General features: G+C 53.6%; 14 protein-coding genes. 2 read left to right on the top strand and 12 right to left on the bottom strand.

Going from position 1 to position 16,023, the window contains the following annotated elements; genetic code table 11:
- Nucleotides 1–113: 113 nt before the first annotated feature.
- The 9 genes from KE531_11280 to KE531_11240 all read right to left on the bottom strand — a co-directional run bounded on the left by KE531_11280 (nt 114) and on the right by KE531_11240 (nt 9,255).
- Nucleotides 114–1,043, bottom strand: coding sequence for an IS3 family transposase (locus tag KE531_11280; protein ID MBR9954182.1), 930 nt, complete (start codon nt 1,041–1,043; stop codon nt 114–116).
- Entirely contained in the window at nt 1,013–1,684 is a 672-nt protein-coding gene (locus KE531_11275; protein MBR9954181.1) for a transposase, read from the bottom strand. Before KE531_11275 ends, KE531_11280 begins: the two co-directional genes overlap by 31 nt.
- Nucleotides 1,685–1,782: 98 nt before the next feature.
- On the bottom strand, nt 1,783–3,498 hold the full coding sequence (locus tag KE531_11270) for a dihydroxy-acid dehydratase (protein MBR9954180.1): 1,716 nt from the start codon (nt 3,496–3,498) through the stop codon (nt 1,783–1,785).
- A gap of 27 nt (nt 3,499–3,525) precedes the next feature.
- Nucleotides 3,526–4,236: an ABC transporter ATP-binding protein gene (locus KE531_11265; GenBank protein MBR9954179.1), complete on the bottom strand. Its 711-nt coding sequence runs from the start codon at nt 4,234–4,236 to the stop codon at nt 3,526–3,528.
- On the bottom strand, nt 4,233–5,009 hold the full coding sequence (locus tag KE531_11260) for an ABC transporter ATP-binding protein (protein MBR9954178.1): 777 nt from the start codon (nt 5,007–5,009) through the stop codon (nt 4,233–4,235). Before KE531_11260 ends, KE531_11265 begins: the two co-directional genes overlap by 4 nt.
- Before the next feature lie 4 nt (nt 5,010–5,013).
- A complete protein-coding gene (locus KE531_11255; GenBank protein ID MBR9954177.1) occupies nt 5,014–5,997 on the bottom strand; it encodes a branched-chain amino acid ABC transporter permease in 984 nt (327 codons plus the stop codon).
- A 12-nt stretch (nt 5,998–6,009) separates the two neighbouring features.
- Nucleotides 6,010–6,897: a branched-chain amino acid ABC transporter permease gene (locus tag KE531_11250; protein MBR9954176.1), complete on the bottom strand. Its 888-nt coding sequence runs from the start codon at nt 6,895–6,897 to the stop codon at nt 6,010–6,012.
- A gap of 66 nt (nt 6,898–6,963) precedes the next feature.
- The gene (locus tag KE531_11245; protein ID MBR9954175.1) at nt 6,964–8,241 is read right to left on the bottom strand and encodes an ABC transporter substrate-binding protein; all 1,278 of its coding nucleotides are present in this window, start codon (nt 8,239–8,241) and stop codon (nt 6,964–6,966) included.
- Nucleotides 8,242–8,601: 360 nt separating this feature from the next.
- Nucleotides 8,602–9,255 (bottom strand): FadR family transcriptional regulator, encoded by a 654-nt coding sequence (locus KE531_11240; GenBank protein MBR9954174.1) that lies wholly within the window; start codon nt 9,253–9,255, stop codon nt 8,602–8,604.
- 445 nt (nt 9,256–9,700) lie between these two features.
- On the opposite strand from KE531_11240, the gene KE531_11235 reads away from it, so the two are divergent.
- Nucleotides 9,701–11,347 carry an amidohydrolase gene (locus KE531_11235; protein ID MBR9954173.1) on the top strand — a complete coding sequence of 549 codons (1,647 nt, stop codon included), beginning with the start codon at nt 9,701–9,703 and terminating at the stop codon, nt 11,345–11,347.
- Between the two features lie 52 nt (nt 11,348–11,399).
- Here the strand turns inward: KE531_11235 and yfcC are convergent, their stop codons facing one another.
- Genes yfcC through KE531_11220 form a run of 3 tightly spaced genes read right to left on the bottom strand, consistent with a single transcriptional unit; the run spans nt 11,400 to nt 15,206 of the window.
- Nucleotides 11,400–12,914: a putative basic amino acid antiporter YfcC gene (yfcC, locus tag KE531_11230; protein ID MBR9954172.1), complete on the bottom strand. Its 1,515-nt coding sequence runs from the start codon at nt 12,912–12,914 to the stop codon at nt 11,400–11,402.
- 49 nt (nt 12,915–12,963) lie between these two features.
- Nucleotides 12,964–14,136 carry a beta-aspartyl-peptidase gene (gene iadA / locus KE531_11225; GenBank protein ID MBR9954171.1) on the bottom strand — a complete coding sequence of 391 codons (1,173 nt, stop codon included), beginning with the start codon at nt 14,134–14,136 and terminating at the stop codon, nt 12,964–12,966.
- A gap of 56 nt (nt 14,137–14,192) precedes the next feature.
- The gene (locus tag KE531_11220) at nt 14,193–15,206 is read right to left on the bottom strand and encodes a tRNA-dihydrouridine synthase (GenBank protein ID MBR9954170.1); all 1,014 of its coding nucleotides are present in this window, start codon (nt 15,204–15,206) and stop codon (nt 14,193–14,195) included.
- 180 nt (nt 15,207–15,386) lie between these two features.
- Between KE531_11220 and KE531_11215 the strand changes: the two genes are divergently transcribed.
- Entirely contained in the window at nt 15,387–15,998 is a 612-nt protein-coding gene (locus tag KE531_11215) for a histidine phosphatase family protein (protein MBR9954169.1), read from the top strand.
- Nucleotides 15,999–16,023: the final 25 nt, after the last annotated feature.

The following is a 16,023-nucleotide window of genomic DNA, read 5'->3' as shown; positions in this document are numbered from 1 at the left end:
TCATAAACATGTAAAAACTCGCCCCCGGGACATTCTGAACTGCTTCCCGTCAAGTAGACAATCAAAAAAATATAATTTTTTTCTGCCAGTAGGTATCACCTGCTGGCAGATTTTTACGCTGCCTGTAAATATTTTTCGTGTTTCTCCATTGGTGTTACTATACCAAGCTTCCTCTGCAAACGTCTGTTGTTATAGTAATTGATATATTTCTCTATCATGACCACCAGTGATTCTCTGTCCATAAATCGTTTACCATAATAACGCTCCCGTTTTAGAATTCCCCAGAATCCTTCCATTGGTCCATTATCGATACACTTTGCTACTCTGGACATGCTCTGCATCATCCCTGCTGCTTCAAGTTTTGCATGAAAGGCTCTATTGGTGTATTGAAAGCCTCTGTCACTGTGAAACATTGGATGTGCATCAGGATTATCTTTGACTGCATCATCAAAGGTATCAAACACTAATGCATTACTATTACTGTCTCCAATACGGTAGGATACGATTCTTCGGTCATACAGGTCAAGAATTGCACTTAAATATACCTTGTGCTTTTCATTTCCGATATAGTAATGAAATTCCGTTACATCGGTCAACCACTTTTCATTCGGAGCTTCTGCCGTAAATTCACGATTCAGGATATTTTCGGCTATGTACTGTGGATTTGCAGCCTGTCTTGTACAGCTATCGTTTGCATATTTAATGGTGGATTTGATACCAAGTTTCCGGCAGATGCGCAAAACACGTTTATCATTTACATCAATGTCATGGTAACGCTCCAACTCATCACGGATTCTGCGATAACCCTTATCAGGTGATTCTATGTGGATTTTTTCTATCAGTTCCGCAATTTTTCGGTTTTCCTGTTCATTCTCTGACATTTCATGGTTCAGCCATTTGTAATAAGCCGCCCTTGAAACACCGCCAATCTTACAAAGCGCCTGTATCGGATAATCGTGTTCTTTCTGTTCTTCTTTGACAGCCTGATAGATATGCTCGTGGCGGATCAGGCTCAGCCCCGCCTCCTTTCGATTTCCTCTAATTTTTTTAAGAATGATAACTCCATTTCTGCACGTTGCCGTTTGGCTTTTTCCAGTTTCAACTCCGCTTGAAGCTTTTCCACCTCTGTAAGAGAATCTTCCGATTTTCTTTTGCCGCGGTTATCCTGTAATGCAGGAACTCCGCCTGTTTCGTATTTGATAGTGTAATTTCGTGCCTGCTGATAGGACACCTTAAAGTTTTCTGATGTTTCAGCATAGTTATGGCCATGGGAAATGCAGTAGGATGCAATTTCCACTCTTTCTTCAAACGTTGTTTTTCTTCCTTTGGTCATAAGACTACATCCTCCTGTTCTGGAAGCCTTCAGTTCCTTATGACCATTATACAGCGCAATCCATTGCCTGAGTGTACGAGTACTGGAAATTTTATATTTTTTACAAATATCACGTAGTGAACCAAGACCAGAAAGATACTCTTGTACGGCAATCTCTTTCTCGGCAGAAGTTCTTTTGGTCCATCCTTTGTTGTAAAAGGTTTCTGAACCCATAGACTGATAATTACGAATCCATTCTTCTAAAGTAGTAGGATGAATTCCTTCGCCTGTTGATACAGATGTAATACTATGTTTAGCTTCCAAAATAAGCTTTACCATTCGTAATTTATCTTCAGCAGAATATTTACGCATAAGAAATGCTCCCTCCTTGATAAACAGTTTTATTATTTCAACTGTCTACCTAGAAGGGAGCATATCATTCCGCACAAACTGTCCCGGGGGCTTTCCTTCTATTCCATATATCCGCCCTTCATCGGCGATACTGCGTGCTCCGAAAACAGATGCAGCACGCCGTCCTCATAGCGCCCTTTCGGCGCCTTCCAGTTTTCTTTCCTGACTCTGAGGATCTCTTCCATCTCCTCCGGCGTCCGCTTCTTTCCTTTCACGCCGATAATCCGCAGAACCCTGGCGTCGATATCCAGCTCGATTAAATCGCCTTCCTCCACCAGCGCAATGGGCCCGCCGTCGGCAGCCTCCGGCGATACGTGGCCGATCACCGGCCCCTTCGATGCGCCGGAAAAACGGCCGTCCGTAATCAATGCAACGCTGGCCGCCAGCTCCGGGTCGGAGCAGATGGCCTCGCCGGTGTAAAACATCTCCGGCATGCCGCTTCCCTTCGGCCCCTCATAGCGGACGAAGACGGCGTCGCCCGGATGGATCTCCTTCTTGATAATCGCGTCGATGGCCGCTTCCTCGCTGTCAAAAGGCCTGGCGTTCAGCACCTTCTTAAACATCTCCTTCGGCACGGCCGAATGCTTGACGACGGCTCCCTCCGGCGCCAGGTTCCCGTAGAGAATCCCGATGGTTCCGTTCTTCCCAAGAGGTTTCTCGAACGGACGGATAATTTCCTCCCGGTCAATCCCATATTTCTTTAAATGTTCCGCCGCTTTTTCGTAGTAGCCGCTCTTTTTCACGTCCTCCAAGTTTTCCCCGAGGGTCTTTCCCGTCACCGTCATCACGTCCAGGTTCAGCATGGACTTGATCTCCTCCATGATGGCCGGCACGCCGCCTGCGTAGTACACGTACTGGGACGGCCAGAAGCCGGTGGGACGCACATTCAGTATGTAATGGGCATTTCGGTGGATCCGGTCAAAGGACTTGGCATCCATGGTAATCCCGAAGGTATGGGCAATGGCCGGCAGATGGAGAATCGCATTGGTCGAGCCGGAAATGGCGGCATGGACGATGACTGCGTTCTCAAAGGACTGTTCCGTCACCATGTCGCGTGCCTTAAGCCCCATTCTTGCAAGACGCACTGACTGGCGGCCCGCCTCCCTGGCAAATTCCTTTAATTCCTCACAGGTCGCCGGAAGCAGCGCGCTTCCCGGCAGCATGAGCCCAAGGGCCTCGGCCATGACCTGCATGGTGCCGGCCGTCCCCATGAACGAGCAGGCGCCGCAGGACGGGCAGGCGTTGTGCTTGTAATATTCAAACTTCTCCTTTGTGATTTCGCCTCTCTGGTACATGGCGCTGTACTTTCCCATGTGCTCCAAGGTCAGGTAATCCGGCCCGGCTTCCATGACGCCGCCGGTCATGACAATGCTCGGGATGTTCAGCTTTCCGACTCCCATCAGGTTCCCCGGAAGCCCCTTGTCGCAGCTTGCGATGAACACGCCGCCGTCAAAGGGCGTCGCACTCCCGTGGATCTCGATCATCTGGCTGATGATGTCCCTGGAAACCAGGGAGTAATTGATCCCGTCATGGCCCTGTGCCATGCCGTCGCAGATGTCCGTGACGAAATATCTCGAGCCCTTTCCGTTCTCCTCTGCAATTCCCTGGCGCGCTTCCTCCACAAGCTCCAAAAGATGGGCGCTGCCGGGATGGCTGTCGCCAAAGGTGCTCTCAATCAGGATGCTGGGCTTTAAAAGGTCTTCCTCGGTCCAGCCCATGCCCATCCTTAAAGGATCCATCTCCGGCGCAATCTTCCTCGTCTCCTGGTTTATCAGTTTCTCCATACCGTTTTCTCCTTTTCATCAGCCGCCTAAATATGCCTTTTGGATCTCCTCGTTTTCGGCCAGCTCGGCTGCCGGGCCGGAAAGCGTGATGACGCCGTTTTCGATTACATAGGCCCTGTCGGCTGTTTTTAAAGCCAGCTTGGCGTTCTGTTCAATCAGAACAATGGTAATTCCTTCTTTATTCAATTCCCGGATGTTGCGGAAAATATCGGCCACAACCACCGGCGCAAGTCCCATGGACGGCTCGTCCAAGAGAAGAAGCCTTGGATGCGCCATCATCGCACGTCCCATGGCCAACATCTGCTGCTCACCGCCGGAAAGGCTGCCGCCCTTCTGGTGCATCCGCTCCTCAAGCCGCGGGAACAGCTTGAACACACGCTCAATATCTGCCTGGGGATTTTCCCCTCTTGGTCTAGTATAGGCCCCCATCTTCAGATTTTCAAGTACCGACAGCTCTCCGAAGATCTGACGGCCCTCCGGAACCTGCACAATACCCATTTTCACGATTTTATCGGCCGTATTTTTCCCGCCCAGCTCCTGTCCGTCAAAGGTAATCGTCCCTTTATGGGGAAGCAGGCCGGAAATACACGTGAGAAGCGTCGTCTTCCCCGCCCCGTTGGCACCCACGATGGCAACAATTTCCCCCTGGTTCACCGTAAGGCTGATCCCTTTGAGGGCCTGGATATTTCCATAAGAAGCGTACAGATTTTCTATGTTCAGGAAACTCATTCGTCTTCCTCCTTGCCAAGATATGCCTCAATCACCTGCGGATCGTTTTTCACCACACTCGGGACGCCTTCGCAGATCTTCCCGCCGTGGTCGAGCACCGTAATCATGTCGGAAATGCCCATGACAAACTTCATGTCATGTTCCACGAGAAGAACCGTGACTCCGGAATCCCGGATTTTGTAGATGGTCTTTGCCAGCTCATCCGTCTCCGATGCGTTCATGCCAGCGCACGGCTCGTCCAGCATCAGGATCTTCGGCTCGCTCGCCAGGGCCCTGGCAATCTCCAGGATTCGCTTTTTTCCGTAAGGCAGGCTGCTTGCGAGCGTCTCCTTTTCATTCCCCAGGCCCACATATTCTAACATCTCCTCGGCCTTATGGTAGCATTTCCACTCTGCTTCCTTCATCTTTTTCGTGTGGAACATGGTGCCGAGCACCGTGGATTTCGTCCTGGAATGGTGGCCGATCATGACGTTTTCCAACGCCGACATGGATTCAAACAGAAGGATGTTCTGGAACGTCCTGGCGATGCCCCGTTCCGTCACCTGGTGGGGCTTTAGCTTTGTGATGTCCTCGCCGTCAAAAAACACACGGCCGGACGTCGGCATGTAAATTCCGGAGATCACGTTGAAAAACGTGGTTTTCCCCGCCCCGTTAGGGCCGATGAGCGCATGGATTTCGCCCCGTTTTATTTCCATGTCCACTTCATTGACGGCCTTCAAGCCGCCGAACTGCATGGTAATTTTCTCTGCCTTCAGTAAAATGTCTTTTTCCATCTGCTCACCCCTCTTTCACTGCTGCCTTCTTCGCCGCCATTTTTTTCGTGACCTTATTTGCCAGGTTTTTGATGCCGCCGTAAATTCCTTCCGGCATGAACAGCATCACGAGGATAATTAAGATTCCGTAAATACCGTCCAGGTAATTGGAGAACACCCGCAGAAGCTCCGGGAGCGTCCCGATTACCAGCGTTCCGGCCACAGGGCCAAAGAGGCTGCCCATGCCGCCGCAGACCGTCATGGTTAAAAGCGTGATGGACGTCTTATTGAACATGTCTGCCGACAGGTAGCTCATATTCAGTGCATAGATGCAGCCGGCAAGGCCTGCAAGCGCCGCTGAAATGCCGCAAACCAGGAATTTATATCCGTTTACGTTGATGCCCATGGCAGCGGCCGCGATGGGCGCGTTGCGGACAGCCTGCATGGCGCGGCCGGTCTTGGAGTAAATCAGCCGGTAGCAGAATAAAAAGACGAGAAGCGTCACGGCAAGCGCCACGTAGTAAAGCTCAAAATTGCTGAATTTGTGGCCGAAAACCGTGAGCTTCGGAATGCCCGTAAAACCGTTGGCTCCGCCTGTCAGCCATTTTTCGTTGGTGATGGTGATCGTCACGGCTTTCGCAAAGCCCGACGTTGTCATGGCCAGGAAAATCGTGGAAAGCTTCGAGCAGGCAAGGCCGATAAACAGGCCGCAGACAAACGAAATCGCCACGGCGCCGATGATGGCAAGCAGGAAATGGACGCCCAGGGTCTTATTTAAAATCGCATAGGCATAGCCGCCGATGGCCATAAACGCCGCATGTCCCAGAGACATCTGCCCGGTGTAGCCGATCAGAAGATTTAAGCTTGCTGCAAGAATCCCGAAATAACAGTAGGAAATCAGGATATTCATCATGTAATTGTTCTTCGGGCCGGCGACGAGAGGGGCCACCAGCGCAACCGCAATCATGATCCCGATTATGATCCATGTGGATTTTTTCGCTTTATGCATGGTTCGTCCTCCTTATACCTTTGTAATCTTCGCCTGACCCAGAATTCCCTGTGGCCTCCAGAACAATACCACCAAGAGAATCAGGAAGGTAAACACGTCTTTATATGCCGTGGAAATATAGAGGGAACAGAGCGTCTCCGCCACGCCTAAAAGCACGCCGCCCAGCATGGCGCCCGGCAGGCTTCCGAACCCGCCCATGACAGCCGCGGTCATGGCCTTCGTTCCCATGGAACTTCCCATGGAAAAGCTTACGGAGTAGACCGGCCCCATGAGGACACCGGCCACGGCGGCGAGACATGCCGCAATGGTGTAGGTGGCCGTGATGATTGTCGTGATTTTCACGCCCATTAAAGACGCGGCTTTCCGATTCATGGACACGGCGTTCATGGCAATTCCCGTCTTCGTCTTTTTCATGAACAGCGCCAGTGCAATCATCAGGCAGGCGCAGATTCCGATGACCCAGAGGTTCTGAGGCGTTACGGCGATGGAATCCCCGAAGAACGGGATATGGATGGCCTGGTTGTCAAACATGGCCGGAAAGCGCTTGATGTCCGAGCCCCAGACGATCTTTGCAATCTGCTGCACCACGTACTGCATGCCCAGGGTTGCGATGAGAAGCGCGTTCATGGGGCGGTTATACATGGGACGGTAGGCCAGCCGTTCAAGGCCAAGCATCACAAGGGAGGTAAGCAGGGCCGCCCCGGTAAATACAAGGACTGCCGGGAGCCCAAGTCTTGTCGATAAGGTAAGGCCGATGAAGGCGCCGAGCATGTAAAAGTCGCCCTGTGCAAAATGGCCCATTTTTAACGTGCTGTATATGACGCTGTAACCAAGGGCAATCAGCGCGTAGATGGCCCCCTGGGAGATCCCGCCGATCAGGGCCTGTACGAACATTGTCATATCCGTGGTCTCCTTTCCTTTTAAAAATGGGCCAGAATTTTCATTCCGGCCCGATTGTCCTGTCTTTTAGTTCGGATATACTCTGCTCTGGCTGTAATCCGGTCCCCATTCTGCGATATTCATCTGGGCAAGTCCCTCGCCGTTGTCAAAGGCACTGTAATCGAAATGTCCCTGAACACCGTCGAAGGAAGCGTTTCTGAGCTGCTCATTGAGCTTCACGGAGAAGTCCTCGGCCTCTACGTCATACGGCCCAAGGTTGTTGAGAGCCGTCACCAGATGGAATACCGAATCATAAACTCTGGCCGGTACGTCGGCCGGATCCTGGTTCTGTACATCGGCTTCCTTGAAGTCTTCAATGAATCTTACGATAGATGGGTTGCTCTCATCCGGGATATAGCCTACCGGGAACACAACGCCTTCCAGGTCGCTTGCATCCCAGGTCTCCGTCATCTGGGCCTGGCCCATACTGGTTCCGCCTGCAAACAGGATTTCCTCCGGCACCTTGCCCCAGTTCTGCTCGATGTTCTTCATGCAGGTATTTCCCTGGGACTGGTTGAGGCCCCAGAAAATCACAGCCTGGGCGCCGCCGTCCTTCATCTTTAAAACCTGTGCCGTGAAGTCCGTGTCCTCATTCGTCATGGCATCCCTCGTCACCAGCTCCAGGTTATATTTTTCCTTCATAACCTTTTCGATATGGTCTGCTGCGGAAGAACCGCCCTCCGTATTGATATGGATCATGCCAAGCTTGTCGTAGCCCTTCTCCTCCACGAGATACTGGAGAAGCGTTTCCGCCTGGATTAAGTCGGTTCCCGTCTCGATGCAAAGGTACTCAAAGCCCTGGGATACGGAAGCCGGGCCGGATACGATTCCAAGAAGCGGCACCTGCGCCTCCTCAAACATCGGGCCGGACACAAGAACCATGGTCGTCAGCATATGCCCGATGGCCACGTCTGCACCGTACTGGTCGAGGACATAGGTGGCGGCTGCCGGCGCACCGTCCGTGGCGCCCTTGTCGTCCACATACTCAAACTCCAGATTATAATCCTTTAAAAGCCCGTCCTCTTCAATCGCCTTCATGGCTGCTGTGATGGATGCCTGGTATAACTCTCCGAATCTGGCGCTTGTTCCCGACATGGGGCACATAACGCCGACCTTTACCGTCGGCTTGTCAGCAGCATCCGCGCTGTCTCCCGACGCGGCAGCCGTACTTTCCGTTCCTGCGGCCGCTGCCGTCGTTCCTGCTGCTGCCGTCTCTTCTCCGCCGCCGCTGCATCCTCCCAGCGCCATACTGAGCATTGCCAGGGCAGTAAGCGGAGCCAGCCATCTCATTTTCTTTTTCATCATACTCCAACTCTCCTTCTCAAGTTTCCCGTCCGGGGTGCTGATGCCGTTCTTCTCCTTTTCATCTCCAAAGAGCAGCTTCATAAGATACGACATCATACGTCTTATGTTTGTAAGGCCACTATATCATTTTCACAAGTTTTTTGTCAATATATTTTGCCGAATTATATATTTTTTGTGTACTTTCTCCATTTCCATTTTTATTTTTTGTGCATTTTATCTTTACAAGTCCAAGTCATCCCTTTATTTTATCGTTTCTGCCCAACGATATCGTGATTCCGCTTAAAACAAAACAGCCGGAAGCCGCGGAACGCATTTTCACGCTCCGCGGCTTCCGGCCGAATGTTCCGGCAGTCTGTCCCTTTATTCTTTTTCCCTGTCGCTTTCGGCCAGCACCTCAAATTTCCGCATCCGATCCCGGTTGTAAATCAAATGCTGCGTCATGGCCGCCTTCGCGCCGATGGGGTCCCGGTCAGCAATGGCCTCCGTAAGCTGCCTGTGTGTGTCGATGGTCTCCTGTTCCAGGGAGTAATTCGTCATCTCCACAAAATAGCTTACGCCCTTCGTGATAATCGGGATCACGTTCGGCATCACCTGGTTTTTCGTACTTTTTGCAATCCTTGCATGGAACTCTACGTCCTTTTCCAGATGCGGGACACCGGCGCGGATCATCTCCTCCACCTCTTCGCAGAGCGCCCGGATCTCCGCAATGTCCTCATCGGTGGCACGGACGGCCGCCAGCTCCGCGATCTGCGGCTCCAAAAGCATGCGGATTTCCAGAAGATCCTGGGCCAGCCTGTACTTGTCCTGCATATACTGAAAGCCAAGCGGGTCATCCACGGCTCCGGGACACTCCCTCACAAACGTCCCTTTTCCCCTGCGGATCTCCAGCACGCTGCGGCTCACGAGAAGCTTTACCGCCTCCCGTACAGTCCCGCGGCCCACGTTTAATAGCGATGCCAGTTCAAATTCATTGGGAAGCTTTTCCCCTGCCGTAAGAGCCTGTTCCCGGATCATGTCGGAAATCCGGTCGGCCACCTGTTCGGCCAGGGATTTTCCGCTCTCCTGTACGGCTCCAAAACCTGCCAGTTTCTCAAATTCTACTGTGTCCAATTTTTACCCCCCCCCCACGCACACCGTGCGGCGGTGCTTATTTTTTCATTCTCCGGGATACCGCCGCCTTCCGCGGCTCCCTCTATTTCCCATTATAGTAAATTCCTGAAATACCTGTCAACCACAAACCGACGTTTTTCGTGCAAGACATACGACGTCATATTTCTTGTTGTGTTTCCGATGGCGATGTGCTATGATAGCGGCATAGACCCGGACGCGGCTAAAAACGCCGTGCCTGGACACGGAATCCGCGCCGGAAATCGCTTTTTGGGCTGCGGCGCAAAAGGTACCAGATACAGAAGTAAATCACGCATCCCGCCGGCCGTCTCCGGCGGGGAAAGGAGGAACCATGGAACATCCCACCGGACAGAACACATCATTTGCCGACCATGTATGGCTTCACGGAAACATTTACACGGAAGATCAGGAAAATCCCCGTGCCGAGGCACTTGCCTCCCGCGGGCAGGAGCTTGTCTTCGTCGGAACCAATGAGGACGCCGCCGCTTTCATCGGCCCCGAAACATACGTCCACGACCTTGAGGGAAGAACCGTCGTCCCCGGCTTTATCGAAGGCCACATGCATCTCCAGTCCTACGGCGAGAGCCTTTTGACGCTCCCCATCCGCGACCGCTCCAAAAACGAAATCCTGGCGGCCGTAAAGGAGGCGGCAGAGACCACGCCGGCCGGCCAGTGGATCTTAGGCGGCATGGGCTGGAACAATGAAGTCTGGGAGGACCCGTCCTATCCCACAAAAGAGGAGTTGGACGCTGTTTCCCCCAATCACCCTGTCATGCTTCCCCGCATGGACGGCCACATGATTTGGGTCAACAGCATGGCCCTCTCCCTCTGCGGCATCACCGAAAAGACGCCGGATCCCGAAGGCGGCGAGTTTTTCCGCCGGGCTGACGGGACGCTTACGGGCTGTGCCGCCAACGCCGCCAGCGAGGCCATAAAACGGCATATTCCCGCCCCGGATCAGGAAAAGCGGCTCCGTGCGCTCCTAACGGCCCAGGAACGCCTGCTCTCCTACGGAGTCACGAGCTTAAATGACATGTCTACCTCCTGGGACAACGTGTGCGATATCAAAAAACTTCTCACCGACGGGCAGTTTAAACTCCGCTTCCACGGCGCGCTTCGCGGAGCCATTGGGAAACAGGCGGATCCGAAGCTCCACGAATACTTCCTCGCCTGCCCGGAGGTGGATCTCTTCGACCGGCACTACACCGTCCGCGCCGTAAAATTCCTGGCAGACGGTTCCGTCGGCGCCCAGAGTGCCTGCCTCTTTGAGGATTACAGCGACCGCCCCGGCCACCGCGGGACAAAAATGTTTACGGACGAGGAATTTTATGAGGCCGTAAAAGAAGCCGCCTCCCACCATATGCAGGCCATCACCCATGCCATCGGCGACGCGGCCATCGACCAGGTTCTCACGGTCTATGCGCGTGTTTTAAACGAGATTCCAACACCAGACCACAGGTTCCATATCGAACACTTCCAGACCGTGACCGGAGACTCCAGGGAACGTGCCAAAGCCCTCGGCGTCATCGCTGGTATGCAGCCGACCCATGCGCCAAACAGCGCCTCCATGGCCTTAAGGCGTCTCGGCCATGACCGGGCCTCCCGCGCTTACGCCGTCGGCCTTGTCTTAAGAGGCCTTGGCATGATCGCCGGCGGCTCCGATGCGCCGGTGGCCCCGCCCAATCCCCTTGACGGAATCCATTCCGCCGTCACGCGGACCAACGGACGTCTCGAGCCAGAAGGCGGCTTCTTTATGGAGAACGCCATTTCCAGGGAAGACGCTTTAAAGGCCTACACCGTCTGGGGCGCCTATGCCCAGTTTACGGAAAACCAGAAGGGCTGTTTAAAAGCCGGCATGCTGGCTGACTTTGCCGTTCTCGATGGAGATCTCATGACCGTCCCGGCCGATGAGCTCCTCAACCTCCATGTCCTTTTCACCGTCATCGGCGGCGAGTGCGTGTACAGCAAAAAAGACTGACATAACAAAGGCGCAGCACCGAAGCTGGTACTGCGCCTTTTCTTACCTGTTTTTACGAAAGCCCAATCAACACACCGAGAACCACTGCTGCCGATGCACAAACAAACAGCACTGCCTGGAATTTAATCTGGAACTTCGCCCATTTGCCCCAGTCAAGTCTGGCAGCCGCAAGGGCGCCGAGGAGACAGCCGGAAGTCGGGACAATGAAGTTTGTAAACGCGTCGCCGAGCTGGAAAGCCAGAACAGCCACCTGACGCTCGATTCCCACCAGATCCGCAAGCGGTGCCATGATCGGCATCGTAAGGGCGGCCTGTCCGGAACCGGAAACGACAAAGAAGTTGAAGACCGACTGGAAAATATACATGAACCAGGCGGAAATCACCGGCGGGAAGCCCTGCATTCCCTCGCTGATGGCGTGCAGGATCGTGTTGAGCACCGTGCCGTCCGTGGCGCTCGTTCCGCCGAGGACGATGATGATGCCCTGGGCCATTCCGACACAGATGGCTGCGCCCAGAAGGTCTGCCGCGCCCTTGTCAAAAGAGGTGGCAATGTCGTTGATCCGCATGCCGTTCAGATGGAACACAACGCCGATGATGCCGGACACAAGGCCCATCACGAAGAACTGGGAAGCGATTTCCGGGATATAATATCCCTTTTCCACAACGCCCCAGATCGTCCATGCCATGCAGGCTGCAACCGTCAGGATCACCAGCTTGTGACCAAGGGTAAACGGCGGCATCTCCTGTCCGTTGGCCGCAAATTCCTTCCGGTACTGCTCGTCTGATTCATAAGCGACGGACAGCTTCGGGTTCTTCTTGATTTTCTTCGCATAGCGCATTGTGAAAATAATGCTGATGGCCGTAAAAATGATCCACAGCGGCACGCGGAACCATGCACCCGACATGACCGGGAGTCCGGAGATTCCCTGTGCAACCGCGAGGCTGAAGGGATTCTGCCAGGAGGTACCGAAGCCGATCTGCGTCGCCACATAAGAACACATGATTCCCACGACAGCGTCATAGCCCATGGCGATAAACATGGGCACAAGGATCATGACAAACGGGATTGCCTCCTCACCCATTCCGAACACAGCTCCGCCCAAAGAAAACAGAGTCATAAGAATCGGAATCAGCAGGATTTCCCGTCCGTTTGTCAGAGCAATCACGCGCATGATGCCGCTGTCCACGGCTCCCGTCCGAAGGACAATGCCGAAGGCGCCGCCCACCACCAGGATAAACGCGATGATGCCCACGGCCGTTCCGTTTTTGTCGCCGACGGTCATGCCTTCAAAAACAAAGTTCAAAATGCCCTGTCCGCCGTGATCCTCGGTTCCCCAGAGCGGCGCAACCTTCGTGATCTTATTGCCGTTTTCATCCAGAACATAGGTAAAGCTGTCCGGATCCAGGACCGTTCTCGTCTTTTCCACGCCGTGATCCATGTAAGTGATTTCTTTTTGCTCATATTTGCCCAGTGGGACAAACATTGTGAGGACTGCCGCCACCAAAATCACAAAGAAAATGATGATGTAAGTATGCGGCATTGAAAACTGCCTCTTTTTCTTTTCCATATTTGGTAAACCTGCCTTTCACTTTTTCTTTCGCACACCTTGCTTTATTTTACCGCTCAAAGGTTCCCCTGACAAGGGCTTTTCCGTCTGAAACCATCAGGCGCCCCTTTGCCATGACCGTATGAAGCTTTAAAGTTTTCTGATCCGCCAGAACCAGATCCCCGTCGGCCCCCTCTGCAAGCCGCCCCTTTTGTTCCAGCTTCAAAAGGAATGCAGGATTCGATGTAACCGGCTTCAGCGCATCGGTCAGGGACACGCCGTCCTTTAACACGGCATCGCACAGCTCCCGGTACATGGACGATACCTTTCCCACGCCAAGTCCCTGGAAGCTCCCGTCAGGGCCGAAGACAGGAAGACTCCCCTGTCCGTCCGATGAAAACGTCACATGATCGGCCGGCACACCTGCATCCAGAGCCATTTTAAGACCGGTGCTTGCCTTCACCTCGTCCGGCTCCAGGAAATCCGGATCTGAGCTGGTAGTCAGGTCAATATAGCCGCCGCAGTTCTTCGCATAGTCGATGCCGTCCGCCATCAAAGACGTGCTGCGGTTGATATGGGTCGGCAGCATGTTGGATGCCGGAATCTGCGTATTTTCCAGCACATAGCGCAGATAGGAAAGCTGCTCCTTTCCGTCTCCCATATGGATGTTCACGAGGCCGGCCTTTCCGGAGAGAATGCCTCCGACCCGCGTATCTGCAATAATCTTTGCGAATTCCTCCTTCGTCGGCTGCGAAGAGCGGTGATCGGCGATGGCGATTTCCCCGGTTCCTATGACGCGGTCCAAAAGGATAATATCATCCATAATATTCCCGGTCAGCGTCCGCACCGGCACCTGGTAGGAACCAGTATAGGCATAAACCGTAATGCCCTCTTCCTCAAGGCCCTTTGCCTTCGCAAGAAGGTTTGTCATGGTACGCGTGCAGCCGTCCGTTCCCAGGAGTCCGGCGACTGTGGTAACGCCTCCCATTGTGATGTCCGTCAGCATGATTTCCGGCGTCCGCGTCCTGGCTCCGCCTTCTCCGCCGCCGCCCAGGATATGGACATGGGCATCAATGAGGCCTGGAAACGCGGCCATGCCGCTTCCGTCGATCACTTCTGTACCGTACTCCGAAACCTCGGGAAGTCCCGGCGCCATTTTAAGGATTTTTTCTCCGCCAATAAGCAGATCCATGACACCAAGATCTTCCGGCGCAAAGACATGGACATTTTTAATCAAATACATACGTTATCTCCTTTGTACTGACATTTATCATACTATAACATACTTTAATAGAAAGGTCACTGAAAATCTGTATTTTCCGAAGGTTCCTGCTGTCCGGCACCCTGAATGGCACCGGAAAACAGCAGCTTCGTGATGCTCTTATATTCTTCCAGGCTTTTTGCCTTCTTTAACTTCCTCAAAAGCTTTTCCTCACCGGGAAAATGTCCCTCTAAGTACGCCCAGAGTTCCTTCATCTTAAACAGCACGTTCCTGTCCCCGGAAAATACGGCGGCATACTGGCTGCAAAGCTCGTCCAGGAATGCCGAAAGCCGTTCTTCCTCTTTCCGTGCACCGGCCGTTTCGCACCTGCCTTCGCCCGCGCAGGCCTTTTCCCCCAGCGACGGATCCATGAGAAAACCGCGGCCGAGCATCAGCGTCTTCGTCTCCGGAAAATCCGCACAGTGGCGGCGGATATCCGCTTCTGTAAACAAATCGCCGTTATAAACCACAGGATTTCTGCTCCCGTTCACCGCCATTCTGTACGCCTCCATGTTCGGATGGTTTTTATAAAAATCCGTCTGGACGCGCGGATGGATGATTAACTCCGCAATGGGGTACCTGTTAAAGATTTCCAAAAGCCTTTCAAACTCCCCGGGATCCTCTTTCCCGATCCGCGTTTTTACGGAAACCGCCTGGCGGCTCCCCCGCTTTTCCATGCCGGAAAAGACGGCGTCAAAAAATGAATCCAGTTCCTCCGGAAATGCCAGGAAGCCAGAACCCTTTTTCTTTGCCGCCACCGTCCCCGACGGGCAGCCCAGGTTTAAATTGATTTCCCGGTATCCCATGCCTTCTAAAAGCTCTGCCGTTTTTAGGAAGTCCTCCGCCCGGTTCGTGAGAATCTGCGGCACAAGAGGGACTCCCTCGTTGTTCTCCGGCAGCACGTCCCGAAGCTCCCTTCCCCCGATCCCCTTCTGCGGCCCTGGCGCGAGAAACGGGGTGAAATACTTTGCAGTGCCCGGATAATAGTTCCTGTGGACGCGGCGGTAGATGTATCCTGTGATCCCCTCCATCGGGGCAAAGTAAATGTTCATGTTGTGAAAAGCCTTTCTGTTCTTTTGAGGGTGGTAGGGAGATTGTAGCATAGAAATGGGCGGTTGTCGAATCTAAAAATATTTTTTCTTGGAAAAACAAGATTGCATTCCCCACCCCCATGCGCTAAACTGATACTGACCCACCCGCGGTCCCCATCAAAAGAAAAGGAGCTTTTCCACATGAAAATATACATGATCCGCCACGGCGAGACCGACTGGAACCGCGAGCTGCGCCTCCAGGGGCGCGAAGACGTGCCCTTAAACGCGGCCGGAAAAATCCAGGCTGCCGTCTGCGGGGATGCCTTAAAAGGCCTTGGCATCCAGGCCGTCTTCACAAGCCCCCTAAGCCGCGCCCGCCTCACCGGGGAAATCCTGGCCGGCCGCATCGGCCTGGATCCCGGAGCCGTCCTGGCCATGGACGGCCTCATCGAGCGTGACCTGGGCGAATTCTCCGGGAAACTCATCAAAGACCGGCAGGAATACTTCTCGGTCTCCGCCGGTCAGGACTCCTGCGGCATGGAGCCCTTCGAGCAGGTGGGCATCCGCATGCTTCGCGCCCTTTCAGACCTCTCAAAATCCGGCTTTTCCTCCGTGGCCGCCGTTTCCCACGGCGCAGCCATCAACGTCCTTCTTGCCAGGCTCTCCAACCACACGCTCGGCACCGGAAAGACAAAACTTCTAAACGGCGGCATCAGCCTCTTAGAGGGCAGCGCTGCCGAGGGCTTTTCCATCACCGTCTGCAACGCATCGCCGGACGAATTTCGCCGCATCGTCTCCCCTTGGCGTCCATAGCCGCCGGGGGCGGTGCAGCCGTCCC

The organism is Eubacteriaceae bacterium Marseille-Q4139, from assembly GCA_018223415.1.
In the GTDB taxonomy this organism is placed as follows: domain Bacteria; phylum Bacillota; class Clostridia; order Lachnospirales; family Lachnospiraceae; genus CABSIM01.
This window is presented reverse-complemented; position numbering and strand designations above follow the sequence as displayed.